Consider the following 16,252-nt stretch of genomic DNA (forward strand, 5'->3'; position numbering starts at 1 on the left):
GACTTAACTTTATTCTCTAAAAGTCCGTCGGCACTTGATGTTCTCGCGCCTCTTTAGAAAATTTATGAAAAATTTGGGGATGAATAGACAAAACAATTAGCAATTTAATTACATAGATAATGCAATTTTTACGGAAGTTCGTTAGAAGATCCATAACATGCTTCACGACGATACTGCTATCCTGTTCTCCGCCGTCGAACAATTCGGGGTATGCTCTGGCCCTTGACTGCATTCGCGGTACTCACCGATGCCAAAGCACCGAGTACGATCGTGCGCTGTTTGCCATCCCTTGACCACTTGTAGCCAGAGGCTTCCGCCTGACCCTCGTCCGCAGGGCTGGCTGCCCCACCATGGGTATATTCCGAAGCTGTGCCCGGCCGCGCTGGCGGACTACACGCCGTTCGACGTTGGCGATGGCCCGCGTCCCTAACCCTAGAAGACCCGATCGCCACGGCCAGGTTATTCGAGCCGCCCCGCCTCTGCCGGGCTGCCGGACCTGTTCGGCGTCAGGCCGCCGCCGATCCTGCTCCCCCTCTTACCTCGTGGCCGCATCTTGCGGCTTCACCAAAAAAGAACGGATACTTCATGAGGAAAATTCTCGTCGGCCTGATGCTGGCCACCAGTGCGCTCGGCACTAGCGCCTATGCCTCCGATGCCGGGCCCTACATCACCTTGGAAGGTGGCGCGGTAAAGCAGCAGCGCTCGGATGTCAGTGGCCCAGGCGGCTATGAGCACACGGATCGGTTCAAGACCGGCTGGGAAGCCGGCGGCGCGATCGGTTATGACTTCGGCCATTTCCGGCTTGAGGCGGAAGGGTTTTATGCCCGTTCGAAACTGCGCACCCAGACGCGCCCGGTCGGAACCCCGCTGCCGAATGGCGAATACACCTCGAATGGCAATCTCTCCGGCGAGACCAGCACTTGGGCCGGCATGGCCAACGCGCTCGTCGGTCTCGGCCATTGGGGCGGGATCAAGGCCTATGCCGGCGGCGGTGTCGGCTATGCCCGGACGCGGCTCGCGGAGAACCTGCCCGGCGCGGTTTCGCTCAACGATCGCGCGCATGGCTTTGCCTGGCAGGCGCTCGCCGGGCTGACGGTGCCGCTTGGCCGCAATGTCGATTTCGGCGTGAAATACCGCTACTTCCGCCCCGACGGTGCCGACACGTTCCTCGCCGCCGATGGCTTCTCGCGCAAGGCCGACTTGCGTTCGCATTCGTTGCTGGCAACGCTCACGTTCAGCTTCGGCGGCCCCGCCGTCGAACCGGAACCCGAGGCTGCTCCGCCGCCGCCCCCGCCGCCGATGATGGCGCCGCCTCCTCCGCCCCCGCCGCCCCCGCCGCCGGTGGTTACCTGCAACCGCGGCCCGTTCATCGTGTTCTTCGATTGGGACATGTCGGACATCTCGCCCGAAGCGGCCAGCGTGCTGGACAACGCGGTGCAGGCGTACGGCAACTGCTCCAATGTCGCCGTCATGCTTGCCGGCCACACCGACAGTTCGGGCTCCTCGAAGTACAACCTCGGCCTCTCGTCACGCCGCGACAGCGCCGTGCAGAGCTACCTGACCGGGCACGGCATCGCTGCCAGCGCGATCACCAGCCAGGCGTTTGGCGAGACCAACCAGCGGGTGCCCACGGCAGACGGTGTGCGCGAAGTGCAGAACCGCCGCGTGGAGATCAGCTACGGTCCGGGTTCGGGCTTCTGATCGCACAGGTTGCGGACATGGGGCCGGCAGCAATGCCGGCCCCATTGGCCGTTCCGCCGGGCGGGGATCAGCTTTCGATCATCAGGACCTTGCGGGCGAGTTCGGGCAGCGAACGCACGCCCATGCGGTGCATGATTTCGGCGCGGTGGTTCTCGACCGTGCGCTGGCTGATGCCGAGGTCCGCCGCGATATTCTTGCTGGGCTCGCCCGCAAGGACCATTTCCATCACTTCCTTCTGCCGCGTGGTGAGCGCGGCAAAGCACGCTGCCGCTTCGGCCTGCGCGACATCGGCGATGCGGATCGTGTGCGACTGCTCGGCGGCGCGGTCGATGCTCTCCATCAGCGCATCGCGCCCCACCGGCTTGGTGATGAAATCGCAGGCACCGGCACGCATCGCCGCCACCGCAAGGCCGATGTCGCCATCGCCGGTGATGAGGATGACCGGCAAGTGATCGCCCCGCGCGCGCAGTTCGCCCAGCAGGCCGATGCCGCTCAGCCCCGGCAGATGCGCATCGACCAGCAGGCACCCCGGACGCCCCGCGCGGTAGACCGCGAGGAAGTCCTCGGCACTGGTGAAGTCCTGAACTTCGCGGCCATGCGCGGTGAGCAAATCGCGGATCGCTTCGCAGACATGTGGCTCGTCGTCGATCACATAGGTTACCGGCACGACTTGCGGGGTGTGCCCCGGAGGCAAGGCGACGACCGGGGCTTGTGCTGGCGGGCATAGCGATTCCACCGCGCGCAGCAGCGCGGCCGGGTTCACCGGTTTCTTGAGATGGATGCAGTCCGCCTCGGCAATGCTGTCGCGCGCGGCGGTGGAGATATCGCCGGTGAGCACGATGGCGGGGAGCGGGCGGTGCAGCCGCGATCTGAGCGCCATGAGCAGGTCCACCCCGCTCTGGCCTGAAGGCAGGTTGTAGTCGGTCAGCAGGATATCGGGGCGGATCGCACCACCTGAGACCAATCGCAGCGCCTCCGTCCCATCGGCGGCACAGCTTACCATGTGGCCGTTGTCACGCAGCAGCTGTGCGACGAGATCGAGCAGATCGGGATCATCCTCGACCACCATGATCGCCGAGGGACGCGCGATCAGATCGGATCCGGGTTCGGGCACCGGTTCACGCGGGGGCACTGGAGGCAGGTGGGTCGCGCCTTTGCGCAAGGGGACAGTGATCGCGAAGACCGATCCGCGCCCCGGCACCGAACGGACATCGACGGGATGGCGCAGCAGCCGCCCCAGCCGGCGCACGATAGAGAGGCCAAGCCCGAGCCCGAGCCCGCTCTCGCGCGCGGGATTGTCGACCTGGTGGAATTCCTCGAAGATGCTGTCGAGCTGCGAGGCCTCGATGCCGATGCCGGTATCCCACACCTCGATGCGCAAGGTCTCACCACGCCGCCGACAGCCCAGCAGGATGCGCCCGGTGCGCGTGTACTTGACCGCATTGCCGAGGAGATTTCGCACCATCTGCTCGAGCAGGCGCGGATCGCTTTCGATCCAGGCAGAGCTTGGCATGAAGCGCAGCGAGAGATCGCGCGCTTCGGTGACCGCGAGGAATTCGCCGTGCAGACGGCCCAGCATCTCGCCCGCCGGGAACACCACGGTCTCGGGCTGCACCGCGCCCGCCTCGATCTGGCTGATGTTGAGCAGCACGTCGAGCATGCCGGAAAGCGCACCGAGCGTCTTGTCGAAGCGCGCCATGAGTTCGGCCGCGCGTTCGCCGGTGACGTTGGGGGCAAGGAAGTCCTTGAGCAACGCAAGCGCCTGCAGCGGCTGGCGCAGATCGTGGCTCGCCGCAGCCAGGAAGCGCGACTTGGCGGCATTGGCGCGCTCGGCCTCGAGCTTGGCTTCCTCCAGCGCCGAGGTGACGTGCTTGCGATCGGTGATATCGGCAAAGGTGATCACCACGCCTTCGATGCGGCTGTCGTGCGCCCGGTAGGGGAAGATGCGGCGCACGTACCAGGTATCGCCGGGGGCATGCACCTCGCGCTCGATCGTCGCCTCGTTGTCGAGCACGCGCTGCGCATCGGCGAGAAGTTCGGGATCATCGGCAATCGGCCGGAGGTCTGCCAGAGGCCGCCCGACATCGCTGGCGATCACGTTATAGAGCGGACTGATCGCCGGGGTGAACAGTCGGATGCGCAATGCCGCATCGAGGAACATCGTGCCGACATTGGTGCTGAACAGCACGTTCTGGAGATCGTCCGAGGCGAGCCGCTGGCGGTCGAGCGTTTCCTGCAACTGGCTGTTGAGCGCGGTCAGTTCCTCGTTGAGCGATTGCAACTCCTCCTTCGAGGTGAGCAGCTCCTCGTTGGTCGACTGGAACTCCTCGTTTACCGAGAGCGCCTCCTCGTTGATCGCCTTCTGCTCCTGGCCCGCGATCTCGCGCTCGTGGATCGCGGCCTGCAACTCGGCGTGCGCATCGACCAACTCGCGTTCGAGTTCGGCGATGCGGCTGGCCTGCTCCGGGGCGAGGTCTGCGTGCGGGGCACCGTTGGCCGCCGGCCGTTCGGCAAAGCAGACGAGGATCAGCTGTTCCGCAGTATCAAGCAGCAGTTCGACGGTGATGGCGAGGTCGACCTGCGCGCCATCGATCGTCAGTCTCGCGGTGCCGCCATCGACGCGTGGCTCATCGCGGCTGACACGCCGGATCGCGTGGCGCAGCCGCGTTCTCAGGGTAGGAGAGGCCATGCCGAGCAGATTCTGCGTGGGATACCCGGGCGTCACCCGAAGAAACCGGTGCGTCGGCCCCATCGAGAACAGGCATTCGCTCTGCTGGTTGACGAGCACCGCAGCAGGTGCGTGATTGGCGAGCACGGCCCGGCTGCAGATCTCCGCGAGGCTGCGGCGCACAGCGGGCGATTCGTTTCCGGCGGCGGCCAGCATGGGCAGCTTGCCATCAAAGCTCAGGGGAAAACCCGGCTCACCCGGTCGAGTCCGCGCGACGTGGCGGTAGCAGCATTCGGCGCGGACCACCGGCGCGAAGCGGGGGTCGGGCTTGGCGATCGTCTCCGCTGTGCCAAGCAGGAGGAAGCCGCCTTCCTTGAGCGCGAAATGGAACAGTGAAATGATCCGGCCCTGCGCCGCCGCATCAAGGTAGATCAGCAGGTTGCGGCAGGAGATGAGATCGAGGCGCGAGAACGGCGGATCGCTGAGCACGTCCTGCACCGAGAACACGACATGGTGGCGCAGCGCCGGGACGACTCGGTAGCCGGTATCCTCCTCGGTGAAGTAGCGCGCCAACCGCTCAGCCGGGACCACCGCAGCGATATCGTGCGAATAGAGCCCTTCGCGCGCGGCAGCGATGGCATCGGGGTCGAGGTCGGAGGCGAATATCTGCAGCTTGAGATCGCGCCGCACGCCGACGAGCGCATCGTGGCAGGCCATCGCGATCGAATAGGCTTCCTCGCCAGTGCTGCAGCCGGCCACCCAGATGCGCAGCGCCTGCCCGGGCTCCAGCCGCTCGATCAGCTCGGGCAGGATCTCGGTCTCGAAACTTTCGAAGACTTTGGGGTCCCGGAAGAAGCTGGTCACATTGATGAGGAGGTCGCTCGCGAGCAGCGCGCACTCTTCTGCATCGCTGCGCAGCCGCTCGGCGTATGCCGCCATGTCGCCTGCGGTCATCGACAGCAGCGCCATGCGCCGCGCGATCCGCCGGGTGATCGTCCCGGGCTTGTAGTGGCTGAAGTCCTGCCCGGTCGTGTGCTTGAGCGCTGCGAGGATCGCGGCAAGGCCGGCTGCCGTTTCGAGCGCCGGAGCTGTGGTGGTGACGAAGCCTGGGCGGGTGACGCGCGCGGCAAAGGCGATCAGCACTTCGGGCATCGCGGCCAGTGGAAGCACCGCATTGACGAGCGCGGTATCGAGCGCCGCCTGCGGCATGCCCGGATGCTCGGCCTCGGCCGGGTTCTGGGCCAGGATTATCCCGCCTGCCGCATGTAGCGCGGGGATGCTGCGGCTGCCATCGCCGCCGGTGCCGGACAGGATGACGGCAGCGCTTTGGCTCCCGCACGAGGCGGCGAGCGAGCGGATCAGCCAGTCCAGTGGCAAGCGCGCGCCATGTCCGGCCTCGGGCGCGGAAAGGCGCAAGGTTCCTGCACGCACCGAAAGGTAGCGGCCGGGGGGGATGACATAGACGTGATCGGGCGCGAGTGGCCGGCCATGCACGGCTTCGACCACCGGCATCGCAGTGTGTTCGGCCAGCAGTTCGACCATCAGGCTCTTATGGTGCGGATCGAGGTGCTGGACGACAATGAAGGCCATGCCGGTCGCCGCAGGCAGCGCATCGAACAGGCGCGAGGTTGCCTCAAGCCCGCCCGCCGAAGCGCCGATCGCGATGATCGGGAGCACCGCGCGCGGTGGCAGGTCTTTCCTCTGTGGTGGTCGGCTTGCAGTGCGCGGCGGGTTTACCACTGCAGGAACGAGGCGGCAGGCCTCCTGCACTGGAGGCTCTGGCCGTATACTCTCTGCGTCATTTCGTGCCTCTCGTGATGACAGTGCCTAACACACTTCGTCAGCACCCACCCCATCGCAAATGACGAAGCCACCGGCCGGTTGGCCGATGGCTCCGATTCTCTTACCCGGCGCGGCAGCGTTCAGCCGCCGACGCGGATCGCACCCAGCGAGGTGAGCAGGCCGAACGCCTGCAGCAACCACAGGACTACCGCGATGACCACAACCACGTTGAGGATGGATTTGATCTTGCCGTCCATCGGCAGGTAATTGTTGATCAGCCAAAGAATGACCCCGACCACGATCAGAACGACGATGAGATTGATCAATGACATGACGTGATACTCTCGCAAGGTGCCCTGCAATCAGGGCCCGTGGTGATTGGCAAGAGCGTGCCGGAACTTCGCCGCAGCATAGGTTCCGGCACGCTCCCGTGTGACTTGGCTCGATTTTGCGGGAGGGGAGGCACTATCGAGCCAAGACGCAGTCAGTATTGGGGCTGCCTCGCAGCCTCGGCTGAGGTGGAGGCCTGATCTGGGCCCTGTGCAGCGCGGGCACTGCCACCATTGTAGTTGTTCGGCCCGGCGCTGGGCCCCATTTGGCGATCAGGCTGCGCGGCGCTGCTGCCATGTTCGGGAAACCGGTAGGGCTCTGCGCTGTACCGCGACATGTCCGGAGCGCCGCGTCGGTCCTCACCCTCGCGGGTGCGGCGCGGTTGTTCCTCGATTTGCCGGTTATCGCCGTGAAGATCCTGGCCATGCTGGCCTTCGGTCCGCCGCCGATCATGCCTTCGTCCGCGATTGCGATCGGAGTCCCAGTCCCGGCGCTGCTCGCGCTCGCCCCATTCCGGGCGATAAGCATTGTCGTATTGCGACTGCCACCGCTCGCGCTGGCCATAGAACGGCCGGCCGCGATAGTGGTTGTCCCAATAGGAGCCGAATGCAAACGTGGTTACATCCACGCCCATGTTGGCCCCGACGCCGCGTCGGCGGCCATCATGCTGGATGCGCAGGGCTTCGCCCGCGATCCAGCCGCGATTGGCCCGGTAGGTGACATCGCACCAGGTCCAGTCACGCAGGCAGCCGTGCACGTTGACCATCGTGCCGCGGCGCACCGTGCGCACGGTGGGATAATCGCGCAGCGGGCCGGAATAGAGCCGCGTTGAAACGGCGGTGTAGCCGCGCATGGTTTGCGCCGTGGCACCGGTCAGCGGCAGGGCGGCGGCAACCAGCGCTGCCAGAGTGAGGATCGAGCGCATCAACAGGGCTCCCTTCATGGTCTGTGAGGCAGAAGTGGGCAGCGCGGCGGCTTTACGCGCCGCGCTGCCGGGGCCGATCAGCGGCAGCGGACATTGCGCCCACGATCGATCTGGCGGCCAGCAACGCCGCCGACAACGGCGCCAAGCACGGTGCCGAGCGCTTCGGACCCGCCGGGAGCGATCACGTTGCCCAGCACTCCGCCGCCAATTGCGCCGATCACAAGGCCAGTGGTTCCATCGGAGCGGCGGCAATAATAGCGTCCGTCGTTTCCGCGATAGATCCGCTCGTTGTTGTCCATCCGCCGTTCGCGATAGCGGCTGGAATCCTTGCGGTAGTAGCGATCGGCCTCATAGCCGCCGTAGCTCGGATCTGGACGGTTGTAGTCGTAGTTGCTCCACTGCGAGTTCATGGGTTCGGGGCCGCCATATTGGGCGCATCCGGCGAGGAGGCCGGAGGCGGCGATGGCCATCAGGATTGTACGCATGGGCTGTGCTTCCTTGTGCAGCGAGCCGGACGGAGCGGGCTGCACCGACCGGACGTCACATGGGACCCATCAAACTTAGAAGCCTCCCGCCAGCGCGACAGGATCGGAAACTACCCACGCGGCGCTCTGCAAGCGCCGCTGCAAGCCGTTCGCCCGCACGTACATTCCGCAAGCGAAGCGTGAGGTTCCCTGCGGCGCGCCATGCGAAAACGGGGCACCGTTGCAGGCACCCCGTTCGTGACATGGCAGGATTTTCTTCCGTTCAGGCGCCGAAGCCGCCGTCGATGGTCTGCAACGATCCGGTGATCATCGCGCTGTGGGGGCCGGCGAGATAGGCAGTCAGTTCGGCAATCTCGTCGGGCCGGGCGTGGCGCTTGATCGCCATGAAGCTGTGCATCGTCGCGGCCATGGGCCCTTCGGCCGGGTTCATGTCGCTATCGGTCGGCCCCGGCTGGATGCTGTTGACGGTGATGCCGCGATCCCCGAAATCACGCGCGAGGCCGCGCACCATGCCCTGCACGGCAGACTTGGTCATGGCATAGGCCGCGCCGCCCGCGAAGGGCATCCGGTCGCCATTGACCGAGCCGATCACGATGATGCGCCCGTTGTCGTTCATGCGCCGCGCGGCTTCCACCGCAGCGTGGTAGGGCGCGCGGATGTTGACGTCGATCATGTGGTCGATGGCGTCCGGATCAAGCGTCAGTGGATCACCCATCACGAGGGTGCCGGCGTTGATCACCAGCACATCGAGCGGCCCACGGCTGGCGATCGTGGCGGCCAGCGCGTCGCGGTCGGCGCTGTTGGCCTGGATTGCCTCGGTACCGGTTTCGGCGGCCAGCGCTTCGGCGGCATCGCGCGATCCGGCATAGGTAAAGGCGGTGGCGGCACCGCTCGCGGCGAAGCGGCGCACGATCGCGGCGCCGATGCCCCGGCTGCCGCCGAGGATGAGGACGTTCTTTGCGGCAAGATCAGTCATGGTCAGTCTCCTTGTTGTGGGGGGCGGAGCGACCGGACATCCGGTCTGCGTGGCCCCTCTGCTGGACCTGAAGATGCCGATGAGGCATCGTTCGCACTAGCCGCCCGATCCGGGTTCTTGCTGACGGAATAGCCGAACGATGATGAAGCTCGATGGCGTTGCCGCGTTCGTCACCACGGTCGATGCAGGCTCGATCAGCGCGGCGGCGCGGCGGCTGGGCCTCGCCAAGTCGGTGGTCAGCGAGCGGCTGGCCGAGCTGGAGCGCACGCTGGGCGCGACGCTGATCCAGCGCTCGACACGCCGCCTTGCGCTCACCAACAGCGGCGAGACCTTTCTGCCCCGCGCCCAGCGCATCCTGCGCGAGATGGAAGCCGCCGCCTCGGAACTCGATGCGACCAGCGGCAAGCTCGCCGGGCCGCTCAGGCTTTCCGCGCCGGTTGGCTTCGGCACCCTGCACCTCGGGCCGGCGCTGGCCCGCTTTCTTCAGGACCACCCCGATATCGAGCTCTCGCTGGAGCTTGATGATGCCTTTGTCGATGCGGCGACGGGCGGGTTTGATGCCGTGCTGCGCCATGGTGCGATTGGCGACGGACGGCTGATCGCGCGGCGGCTGGCCTCCAGCCGCCGCCTGCTGGTGGCCGCGCCGGACTATCTGGCAGAGCATGGCGTGCCCGCAAACCTCACCGATCTCGAGGCGCATCGCGGCATCCTCTACGCCAACCGCACCGGCGACTGGCGCTTTGCCACGGGGCACGGCTGGACGGTGGTCCGCCCGCGTCCGGCGCTCAGGGTCAACAACGGGCTGGTGATGCGCGATGCCGCGCTTGCCGGTCTGGGCCTTGCCCTGCTGCCCACTTTCTTCGTCCACGAGGAACTGCGACGCGGCGCGCTGGTTGAAGTGAACCCCGGCTGGCCGGCGGAAGGGGCCGAATTGTTCCTCACTTATCCGCGTGATCATGGCGCATCGGCCAAAATTCGAGCGCTGGGCGATTGCCTGCGCCGCACCTTCGGCGATCCGCCCTACTGGGAAGCGACCTGACCGCAGTCTGGCACAAAAAAAGCCCCTCCGGTGAGGGAGGGGCTTCGAGGCTTTTCAGATCAGTGTTGGCTCAATGGCCAGCGTGCGTTGCCAGCGCTGCGAGCAGCAGCAGGGCGACGATGTTGGTGATCTTGATCATCGGGTTAACGGCGGGGCCCGCGGTGTCCTTGTAGGGATCGCCGACCGTGTCACCGGTGACGGCAGCCTTGTGGGCTTCGCTGCCCTTGCCGCCGTGGTTGCCGTCTTCGATATACTTCTTGGCGTTGTCCCATGCGCCGCCGCCCGAGGTCATCGAGATGGCGACGAAGAGGCCGGAGACGATCACGCCGAGGAGCAGGGCGCCCAGCGCGGCGAAGCCGTTGGCCGGGCCGGCGACGGCGGCGATCACGAAGTACACCACGATCGGTGCGAGCACCGGCAGCAGCGACGGGATGATCATTTCCTTGATCGCGGCCTTGGTGACGAGATCGACGGTCCGCGCGTAGTCCGGCTTCACATCGTAGGTCATGATGCCGGGGTTTTCGCGGAACTGGTCGCGCACGTCCTTCACCACGTCGCCAGCGGCGCGGCCCACCGCGGTCATGCCCATGGCCCCGAAGAGGTAGGGCAGGAGCGCGCCGAGCAGGAGGCCGACGATGACGTAGGGGTTTTCGAGGCTGAACGACACGTTGAGATCGGGGAAGAACTCTCTGAGGTCGGTCGTGTAGGTGGCGAAGAGCACCAGCGCGGCAAGGCCTGCCGAGCCGATGGCATAGCCCTTGGTGACGGCCTTGGTGGTGTTGCCCACCGCATCGAGTGCGTCGGTCTTTTCGCGGACGGAATCGTCGAGACCGGCCATTTCGGCGATGCCGCCGGCGTTGTCGGTAACCGGTCCGTAAGCGTCCAGCGCGACGACCATGCCGGCCAGCGCCAGCATCGCGGTAGCAGCATAGGCAATGCCCATGAGGCCGGCGAGCTTGAAGGCGATGATGATGCCCGCGCAGATCACGAGCGTGGGCATGGCAGTCGATTCAAGGCTGATGGCGAGGCCCTGGATCACGTTGGTGCCGTGGCCGGTTTCGGAGGCCTTGGCGATGGAGCGGACCGGGCGGTAGTTGGTGCCGGTGTAGTATTCCGTGATCCAGATGATCACGCCGGTGATGACGAGACCGAGGAAAGCGCAATAGAACAGGATGCGGCCCGTATAGGCCTGATCGCCGATGGGCGCTTCCATATCGCCGCCCAGCGAGTGGCTGATCGCCCACCAGATGGCGGGGACGGAGAGCACGGCGGTGACCAGGAAGCCCTTGTACATCGCGCCCATGATGTTCTTGCCGCCGCCGAGACGGACGAAATAAGTGCCGATGATCGAGGTGACGATGCAGACGCCGCCGATGAGCAGCGGCATCGCCATGAGATCGATCAGGTTGCTGGCGTTCTTGAGCAGGAGCGCGGTGAGGATCATCGTCGCGCCGACGGTGACGACATAGGTCTCGAACAAGTCGGCGGCCATGCCGGCGCAATCGCCGACGTTGTCGCCCACGTTGTCTGCGATCACGGCGGGGTTGCGTGGGTCATCTTCGGGGATCCCTGCTTCGACCTTGCCGACGAGATCGGCGCCGACGTCTGCGGCCTTGGTGAAGATACCGCCGCCGAGGCGCGCGAAGATCGAGATGAGCGACGCGCCGAACGCGAGGCCGGTGAGGGCGAGGACCACGGTGCGGTCTTCACCGCCGACGCTGTAGCCGCCGGGGCCAGTGAGATACCAGAACAGGCCCGCAATCGCGAGCAGCGCAAGACCAGCGACAAGCATGCCGGTGATCGCGCCCGCGCGGAAGGCGAGCGTGAGGCCGGCCTGAAGGCCCGTCTGCGCGGCGGCAGCGGTGCGCACGTTGGCACGAACCGAAATGTTCATGCCGATGAAGCCCGCGACGCCCGAGAGGACGGCACCGATGACAAAGCCTGCGGCCGAGATCGGGCCGAGCGCGGCAGCGACGATGACGGCCATGATCACGCCGACGATGGCGATCGTGGTATACTGGCGCTTCAGGTAGGCTTGCGCGCCTTCCTGGATGGCGGCAGCGATTTCCTGCATCTTGGCATTGCCGGCCGGTGCGCCGAGCACCTGCTGGCTGGTGACGAAGCCATAGATGATGGCCACGACCCCCAATACGATTGCGGTTAAGGTTAAACTCACAACAGACACCCCCTTTATTGACCGGCCTTTTTCGGCCGGTACCCGTCGTTCGCGGGTCGGGGCGGGAGGCTAGTGCATAATTTTCATGCCGCAAGCCTTTAGGTGTGATTTTTCAGCAATGTTCGTAGCCGAGGGGGCCTTCCGGCGGAGTGTCGCCGAGGAGCAGAGGTGCGGTCCTGAGGGGCAGGACGATACCGATGCGATGCGCCCGGCAGGGCGGCGCGGTGCCCGCGGGAAGGGTGAACAGCAGCTCGTAGTCATCCCCCCAACTCAGCGCGTCGCGGGCGCGTTCGGGCGGCAGGTCGGCGGGGAGGGGTATGAGGGTCGGATCGAGCGCAAATGTCGCCGCGCTCGCCGCAGCCATGCGGCTCGCATCGAGGAGCAGCCCGTCCGAGACGTCCATCATCGCGGTGACGAGCGGCGACAGCGCGCGGCCTTCGACAAGCCGGGGCAGGGGGCGGCGGTAAGCAGATGTGTCGGCTGATGTGTTACCGGCGGAGAGCGCCTCGAACCCCAGCATGGCCGCGCCGACGGGGCCGGTGATCCAGATGCCGTCTCCGGCCTGTGCGCCGCTGCGCGAGGGGACAGGCCGATGCGTGGCGAGGCCCAGCGCGGTGAGGCCCAGCGACTGCGCCCCGGTCCCTCGCACGGTATCCCCGCCCAGCAGCGGCACGCCGAAATGCGCCAGCGCCTCGCCCAGACCCTCGGCAAAACGGGTGTTCTCGGCGGCGAGCGTATAGCCCAGCAGCACGCCGAGCGGCTCGGCGCCCTTTGCGGCAAGGTCCGAAAGGTTGGTGGCGAGGAGCTTCCAAGCGACGTCTGCCGGGTCTTGTCCGGGGAGCCAGTGCACGCCCTCGACCATCATGTCGTGGGTGAGGATGAGGGTTTCCCCGCCCACCTCCAGCACCGCACAATCATCGGCAAGGCCGCGCGCTGCAGGGTGCGAGGCGAGGCCTCGCAGCGCGGCGATAAAGGCGGCTTCGGGGGTCATGCTTGCCCCTTACATGTTCCAACCCAACCCCGCTCATGCTGAGCTTGTCGAAGCATGCTAGCGCGGCGCGTGCGGCCACACCCTTCGACAGGCTCAGGGTGAGCGGGGATTGGGGCGGGAGGGCATGGGCAGCTGCGCACCCGCCCTCAGTCCCCCGTAAACACCGGTGCGCGCTTTTCCAGAATCGCGTTGACCGCTTCCTTGTGGTCCGCCGTTTCATGCACGATGGCCTGGAACGCAGCCGAAAGCTCGAGCACGTCGCCCGCGCGGCCATGCTGGGCCTCGCGCAGCAGGCGCTTGGTGAGGCGCAGCGCGCGGGGGCTGTTGGCGGCGATTTCCTCGGCGAGCGCGACGGCCTTTTCCAGCAGCTGGTCCGCCGGCACCACATCGCCGACAAGCCCGATGCTTTGCGCATAGGCCGCATCGAACGTGCGGCCCGTGAGGAAGAGTTCGGCAGCCTTCGAATAACCGATGATCTTCTGCAGCGTCCACGCGCCGCCATCGCCGGGGATGATGCCGACCTTGATGAAGCTGGCGGCCATCTTCGCGGTATCGGCGGCAAGGCGCAGATCGCACACGCAGGCCAGATCGAGGCCGAGGCCGATGGCGTGGCCGTTGATCGCGGCGATCATCGGCACTTCGCAATCGAGCATCGCGCGGGTCGCGCGTTGCACGCCCCGGCGGTAGTTCGCGGCGGTCGAATCGGGCTGGTCGAGCGGGCCGATGCCCTGCCGGTCGCGGATGCCCTTGATGTTGCCGCCGGTGCAGAAGGCGCGGCCCGCACCAGTCAGCACGATGGCGCTGACCGAGCGGTCGTTGGCGAGGCGGAAGAACGTGTCGACGATGTTGTCGCAATCTTCCAGCGTGCCGATGGCGTTCATTGATTCGGCGCGGTCCATGGTCAGGATGGCGACGCGCCCACGGCGCTCTTCGTGGAGGAATGGGGTGGTCATGGTGGCTCTCCCGATTTGCCCCTCTGGGCTGTGACACTAGCAATCTTGCGATTGCGATGGCCCGCGCGCTGCCATAGTGACGGAGCCGATGCAAATATTCCCGCTCCATCCGTTCCTCCCCGAGGGGGACATTCCCGCCCTGCGCCAACAGGTTCGCGACCTTGTGGCGCAGCATGAGGCCAAGTGGCCAGTCGAGCTGCGCGCCAATTGCTGGTTCAGCTTCGACGAGGAATTTTCGAAGGCGCTGGGCGCCGCCGGCCTCCTCGGCATGACCTGGCCCAAGCAATATGGCGGGCACGAGCGTACGATGCTCGAACGCTATGTCGTGCTGGAAGAACTGCTGGCGGCAGGCGCCCCGGCGGGGCTGCACTGGATCGCCGACCGCCAGACCGGCCCGCTCCTCCTGCGCTATGGCACCGAGGCGCAGCGCGAAAAGTATCTGCCCGGCATGGCGCGCGGCGAGATCTATGCCTGCATCGGCCTCTCCGAACCCGGCTCGGGATCGGACCTTGCCAGCGTGCGCACTTCGGCCAAGAAGACCAACGAGGGCTGGCGCATCAATGGCCAGAAGGTGTGGACCAGCGGCGCGCATCGCAGCCACGCCGCGCTTACCCTGCTGCGCACCGAAGAGGGCAGCGAGCGCCACACCGGCCTTTCGCAGATGATGATCGACCTTGATACGCCGGGGATCACGATCCGCCCGATCATCGACATGACCGGCACGCACCACTTCAACGAGATCTGGTTCGAGGACGTCCTCCTGCCGCACGATGCGCTGGTGGGCGTCGAAGGCAACGGCTGGAAGCAGGTTGTCGCCGAACTCGCGCTCGAACGCTCGGGGCCGGAGCGCTATCTCTCCAGCCACATGTTGCTCGTCGCGCTGATAGACGCCATGGGGCCTGAGCCTGATGCGCCGACCGCGCAGCTGATCGGGCGGCTGACAGCGGAGATGTGGACGCTGCGGCAAATGTCGATGTCCACCATCGCCAAGCTGGCGGCGGGCGAGGATCCGGTAGTAGAGGCGGCCATCGTCAAGGACCTCGGCAATGCCTACGAACAGGCGCTGCCGCGCATGGTGCAGGCGGCTGTGAACGCGGATCTTGCGGGCAAGAGCGATCTTTCGCGCCTGCTGACCTGGATTCTGGTGGCGAGCCCGAGCTTTTCGCTGCGCGGCGGCACGCCCGAAGTGCTGCGCGGGATTATCGCCAAGGGATTGGGACTGCGCTGATGAGCGACAACCGTACACTGCTGACCGACATGGCAGCCGGCCTGTTCGCCGATCTGGCGGGCAAGCCTTTCGATGTGGCATGGCCGCAAGTGGCCGAGGCGGGGTTCTCCACGTTGCTGGTGCCCGAGGATACGGGCGGCTTTGGCGGGGACTGGGGCGATGTGCTCGCCGTGCTGCGGCTTGCGGGCCTCAACGCGCTGGCCGCGCCGCTTGCCGAGCCGGTGATCGCGCACTACCTGCTGGCGAAGGCGGGGATTGCGGCGCCTGATGGCCTGATTTCCATCGCCGCTCCGGGGCAGCGGGTGCCTTATGGCCGCCATGCCGCGGCGGTTGTGCATGTGGAGGGCGGCACGCTCTCGCTCTATCACGCCGATGCCTGCAGCTTTGACGAAGGGCTTTCGCCTGCGGGTGAGCCTTGGGATGCCGTGAGCTTCACCGGCGCAGCAGCGGCTACGGCAGCGTGCGACGTCGATCTGCTGGCGCTGGGCGCGTTTGCCCGCGTCGCGCAGGCTTCGGGCGCGCTGGAGGCGGCGTTCACGCTCGCCATCGATCACGTGAACACCCGCGTCCAGTTCGGCCGCGCGCTAGCGAAGTTTCAGGCGGTGCAGCAGGCGATGGCCGAGTTTTCCGAGGAAGCCGCGGCGGTCGATGCCTCAGCCGCAGCCTGCGCGGCGGCGCTCGATTATGGTCACGCCAGCTTCGAGATCACGGCGGCCAAGCTGCGCATGGGGATCGCCGTGGACCGCGCGGTGCCCATCGCGCACCGCATGCACGGCGCCATCGGCTTCACCATCGAATACGCCCTCAACCACCTGACCCGCCGCCTGATGGGCTGGCGCAGCGAATTCGGCGGCGATGCCTTCTGGGCCGAGCGGCTGGGCCGGCGCGTGGCCGGGCTGGGCGGGCACGGCCTGTGGCGCGAAATGGCGGCGCGGACGGACCGGCTGGTGGGGTGATCGGGGGCGGGGCTGTCTGGTAAGCCAGTCTACCGCCACCGG

At 66.3% G+C, this 16,252-nt stretch carries 12 protein-coding genes; 4 read left to right on the forward strand and 8 right to left on the reverse strand.

Annotated elements, in window-relative coordinates; genetic code table 11:
• Positions 1 to 585 precede the first annotated feature (585 nt).
• Complete coding sequence (locus ACODS2_RS04115) at positions 586 to 1,701, forward strand: OmpA family protein (protein WP_488997681.1); 1,116 nt, start codon at positions 586 to 588, stop codon at positions 1,699 to 1,701.
• Positions 1,702 to 1,768: 67 nt separating this feature from the next.
• Here the strand turns inward: ACODS2_RS04115 and ACODS2_RS04120 are convergent, their stop codons facing one another.
• The 5 genes from ACODS2_RS04120 to bdcA form a co-directional block, all read right to left on the reverse strand.
• Positions 1,769 to 6,046, reverse strand: a complete 4,278-nt coding sequence (locus tag ACODS2_RS04120; protein ID WP_488997682.1) for a chemotaxis protein CheB — start codon at positions 6,044 to 6,046, stop codon at positions 1,769 to 1,771.
• 245 nt (positions 6,047 to 6,291) lie between these two features.
• Positions 6,292 to 6,483 (reverse strand): Thivi_2564 family membrane protein, encoded by a 192-nt coding sequence (locus ACODS2_RS04125; RefSeq protein WP_488997683.1) that lies wholly within the window; start codon positions 6,481 to 6,483, stop codon positions 6,292 to 6,294.
• A 152-nt stretch (positions 6,484 to 6,635) separates the two neighbouring features.
• On the reverse strand, positions 6,636 to 7,406 hold the full coding sequence (locus tag ACODS2_RS04130) for an SH3 domain-containing protein (protein ID WP_488997684.1): 771 nt from the start codon (positions 7,404 to 7,406) through the stop codon (positions 6,636 to 6,638).
• A gap of 77 nt (positions 7,407 to 7,483) precedes the next feature.
• The gene (locus ACODS2_RS04135; RefSeq protein ID WP_488997685.1) at positions 7,484 to 7,891 is read right to left on the reverse strand and encodes a glycine zipper 2TM domain-containing protein; all 408 of its coding nucleotides are present in this window, start codon (positions 7,889 to 7,891) and stop codon (positions 7,484 to 7,486) included.
• A 262-nt stretch (positions 7,892 to 8,153) separates the two neighbouring features.
• Complete coding sequence (bdcA, locus tag ACODS2_RS04140) at positions 8,154 to 8,867, reverse strand: SDR family oxidoreductase (RefSeq protein ID WP_488997686.1); 714 nt, start codon at positions 8,865 to 8,867, stop codon at positions 8,154 to 8,156.
• Positions 8,868 to 9,006: 139 nt separating this feature from the next.
• Between bdcA and ACODS2_RS04145 the strand changes: the two genes are divergently transcribed.
• Positions 9,007 to 9,906, forward strand: coding sequence for a LysR family transcriptional regulator (locus tag ACODS2_RS04145; RefSeq protein ID WP_488997687.1), 900 nt, complete (start codon positions 9,007 to 9,009; stop codon positions 9,904 to 9,906).
• Positions 9,907 to 9,976: 70 nt separating this feature from the next.
• On the opposite strand, the gene ACODS2_RS04150 is transcribed toward ACODS2_RS04145, so the two are convergent.
• The 3 genes from ACODS2_RS04150 to ACODS2_RS04160 form a co-directional block, all read right to left on the reverse strand.
• On the reverse strand, positions 9,977 to 12,082 hold the full coding sequence (locus tag ACODS2_RS04150) for a sodium-translocating pyrophosphatase (RefSeq protein WP_488997688.1): 2,106 nt from the start codon (positions 12,080 to 12,082) through the stop codon (positions 9,977 to 9,979).
• A gap of 112 nt (positions 12,083 to 12,194) precedes the next feature.
• Positions 12,195 to 13,073, reverse strand: a complete 879-nt coding sequence (thiL, locus tag ACODS2_RS04155; RefSeq protein ID WP_488997689.1) for a thiamine-phosphate kinase — start codon at positions 13,071 to 13,073, stop codon at positions 12,195 to 12,197.
• A gap of 146 nt (positions 13,074 to 13,219) precedes the next feature.
• Complete coding sequence (locus ACODS2_RS04160; RefSeq protein WP_298173537.1) at positions 13,220 to 14,026, reverse strand: crotonase/enoyl-CoA hydratase family protein; 807 nt, start codon at positions 14,024 to 14,026, stop codon at positions 13,220 to 13,222.
• Between the two features lie 88 nt (positions 14,027 to 14,114).
• Here ACODS2_RS04160 and ACODS2_RS04165 point away from each other — a divergent pair, with 88 nt between their 5' ends.
• Positions 14,115 to 15,254 (forward strand): acyl-CoA dehydrogenase family protein, encoded by a 1,140-nt coding sequence (locus tag ACODS2_RS04165; RefSeq protein ID WP_488997690.1) that lies wholly within the window; start codon positions 14,115 to 14,117, stop codon positions 15,252 to 15,254.
• Positions 15,254 to 16,210, forward strand: coding sequence for an acyl-CoA dehydrogenase family protein (locus ACODS2_RS04170; RefSeq protein WP_488997691.1), 957 nt, complete (start codon positions 15,254 to 15,256; stop codon positions 16,208 to 16,210). The genes ACODS2_RS04165 and ACODS2_RS04170 overlap by 1 nt, the downstream gene beginning before the upstream one ends.
• Positions 16,211 to 16,252: the final 42 nt, after the last annotated feature.

The organism is Novosphingobium sp. FG137, assembly GCF_057809735.1.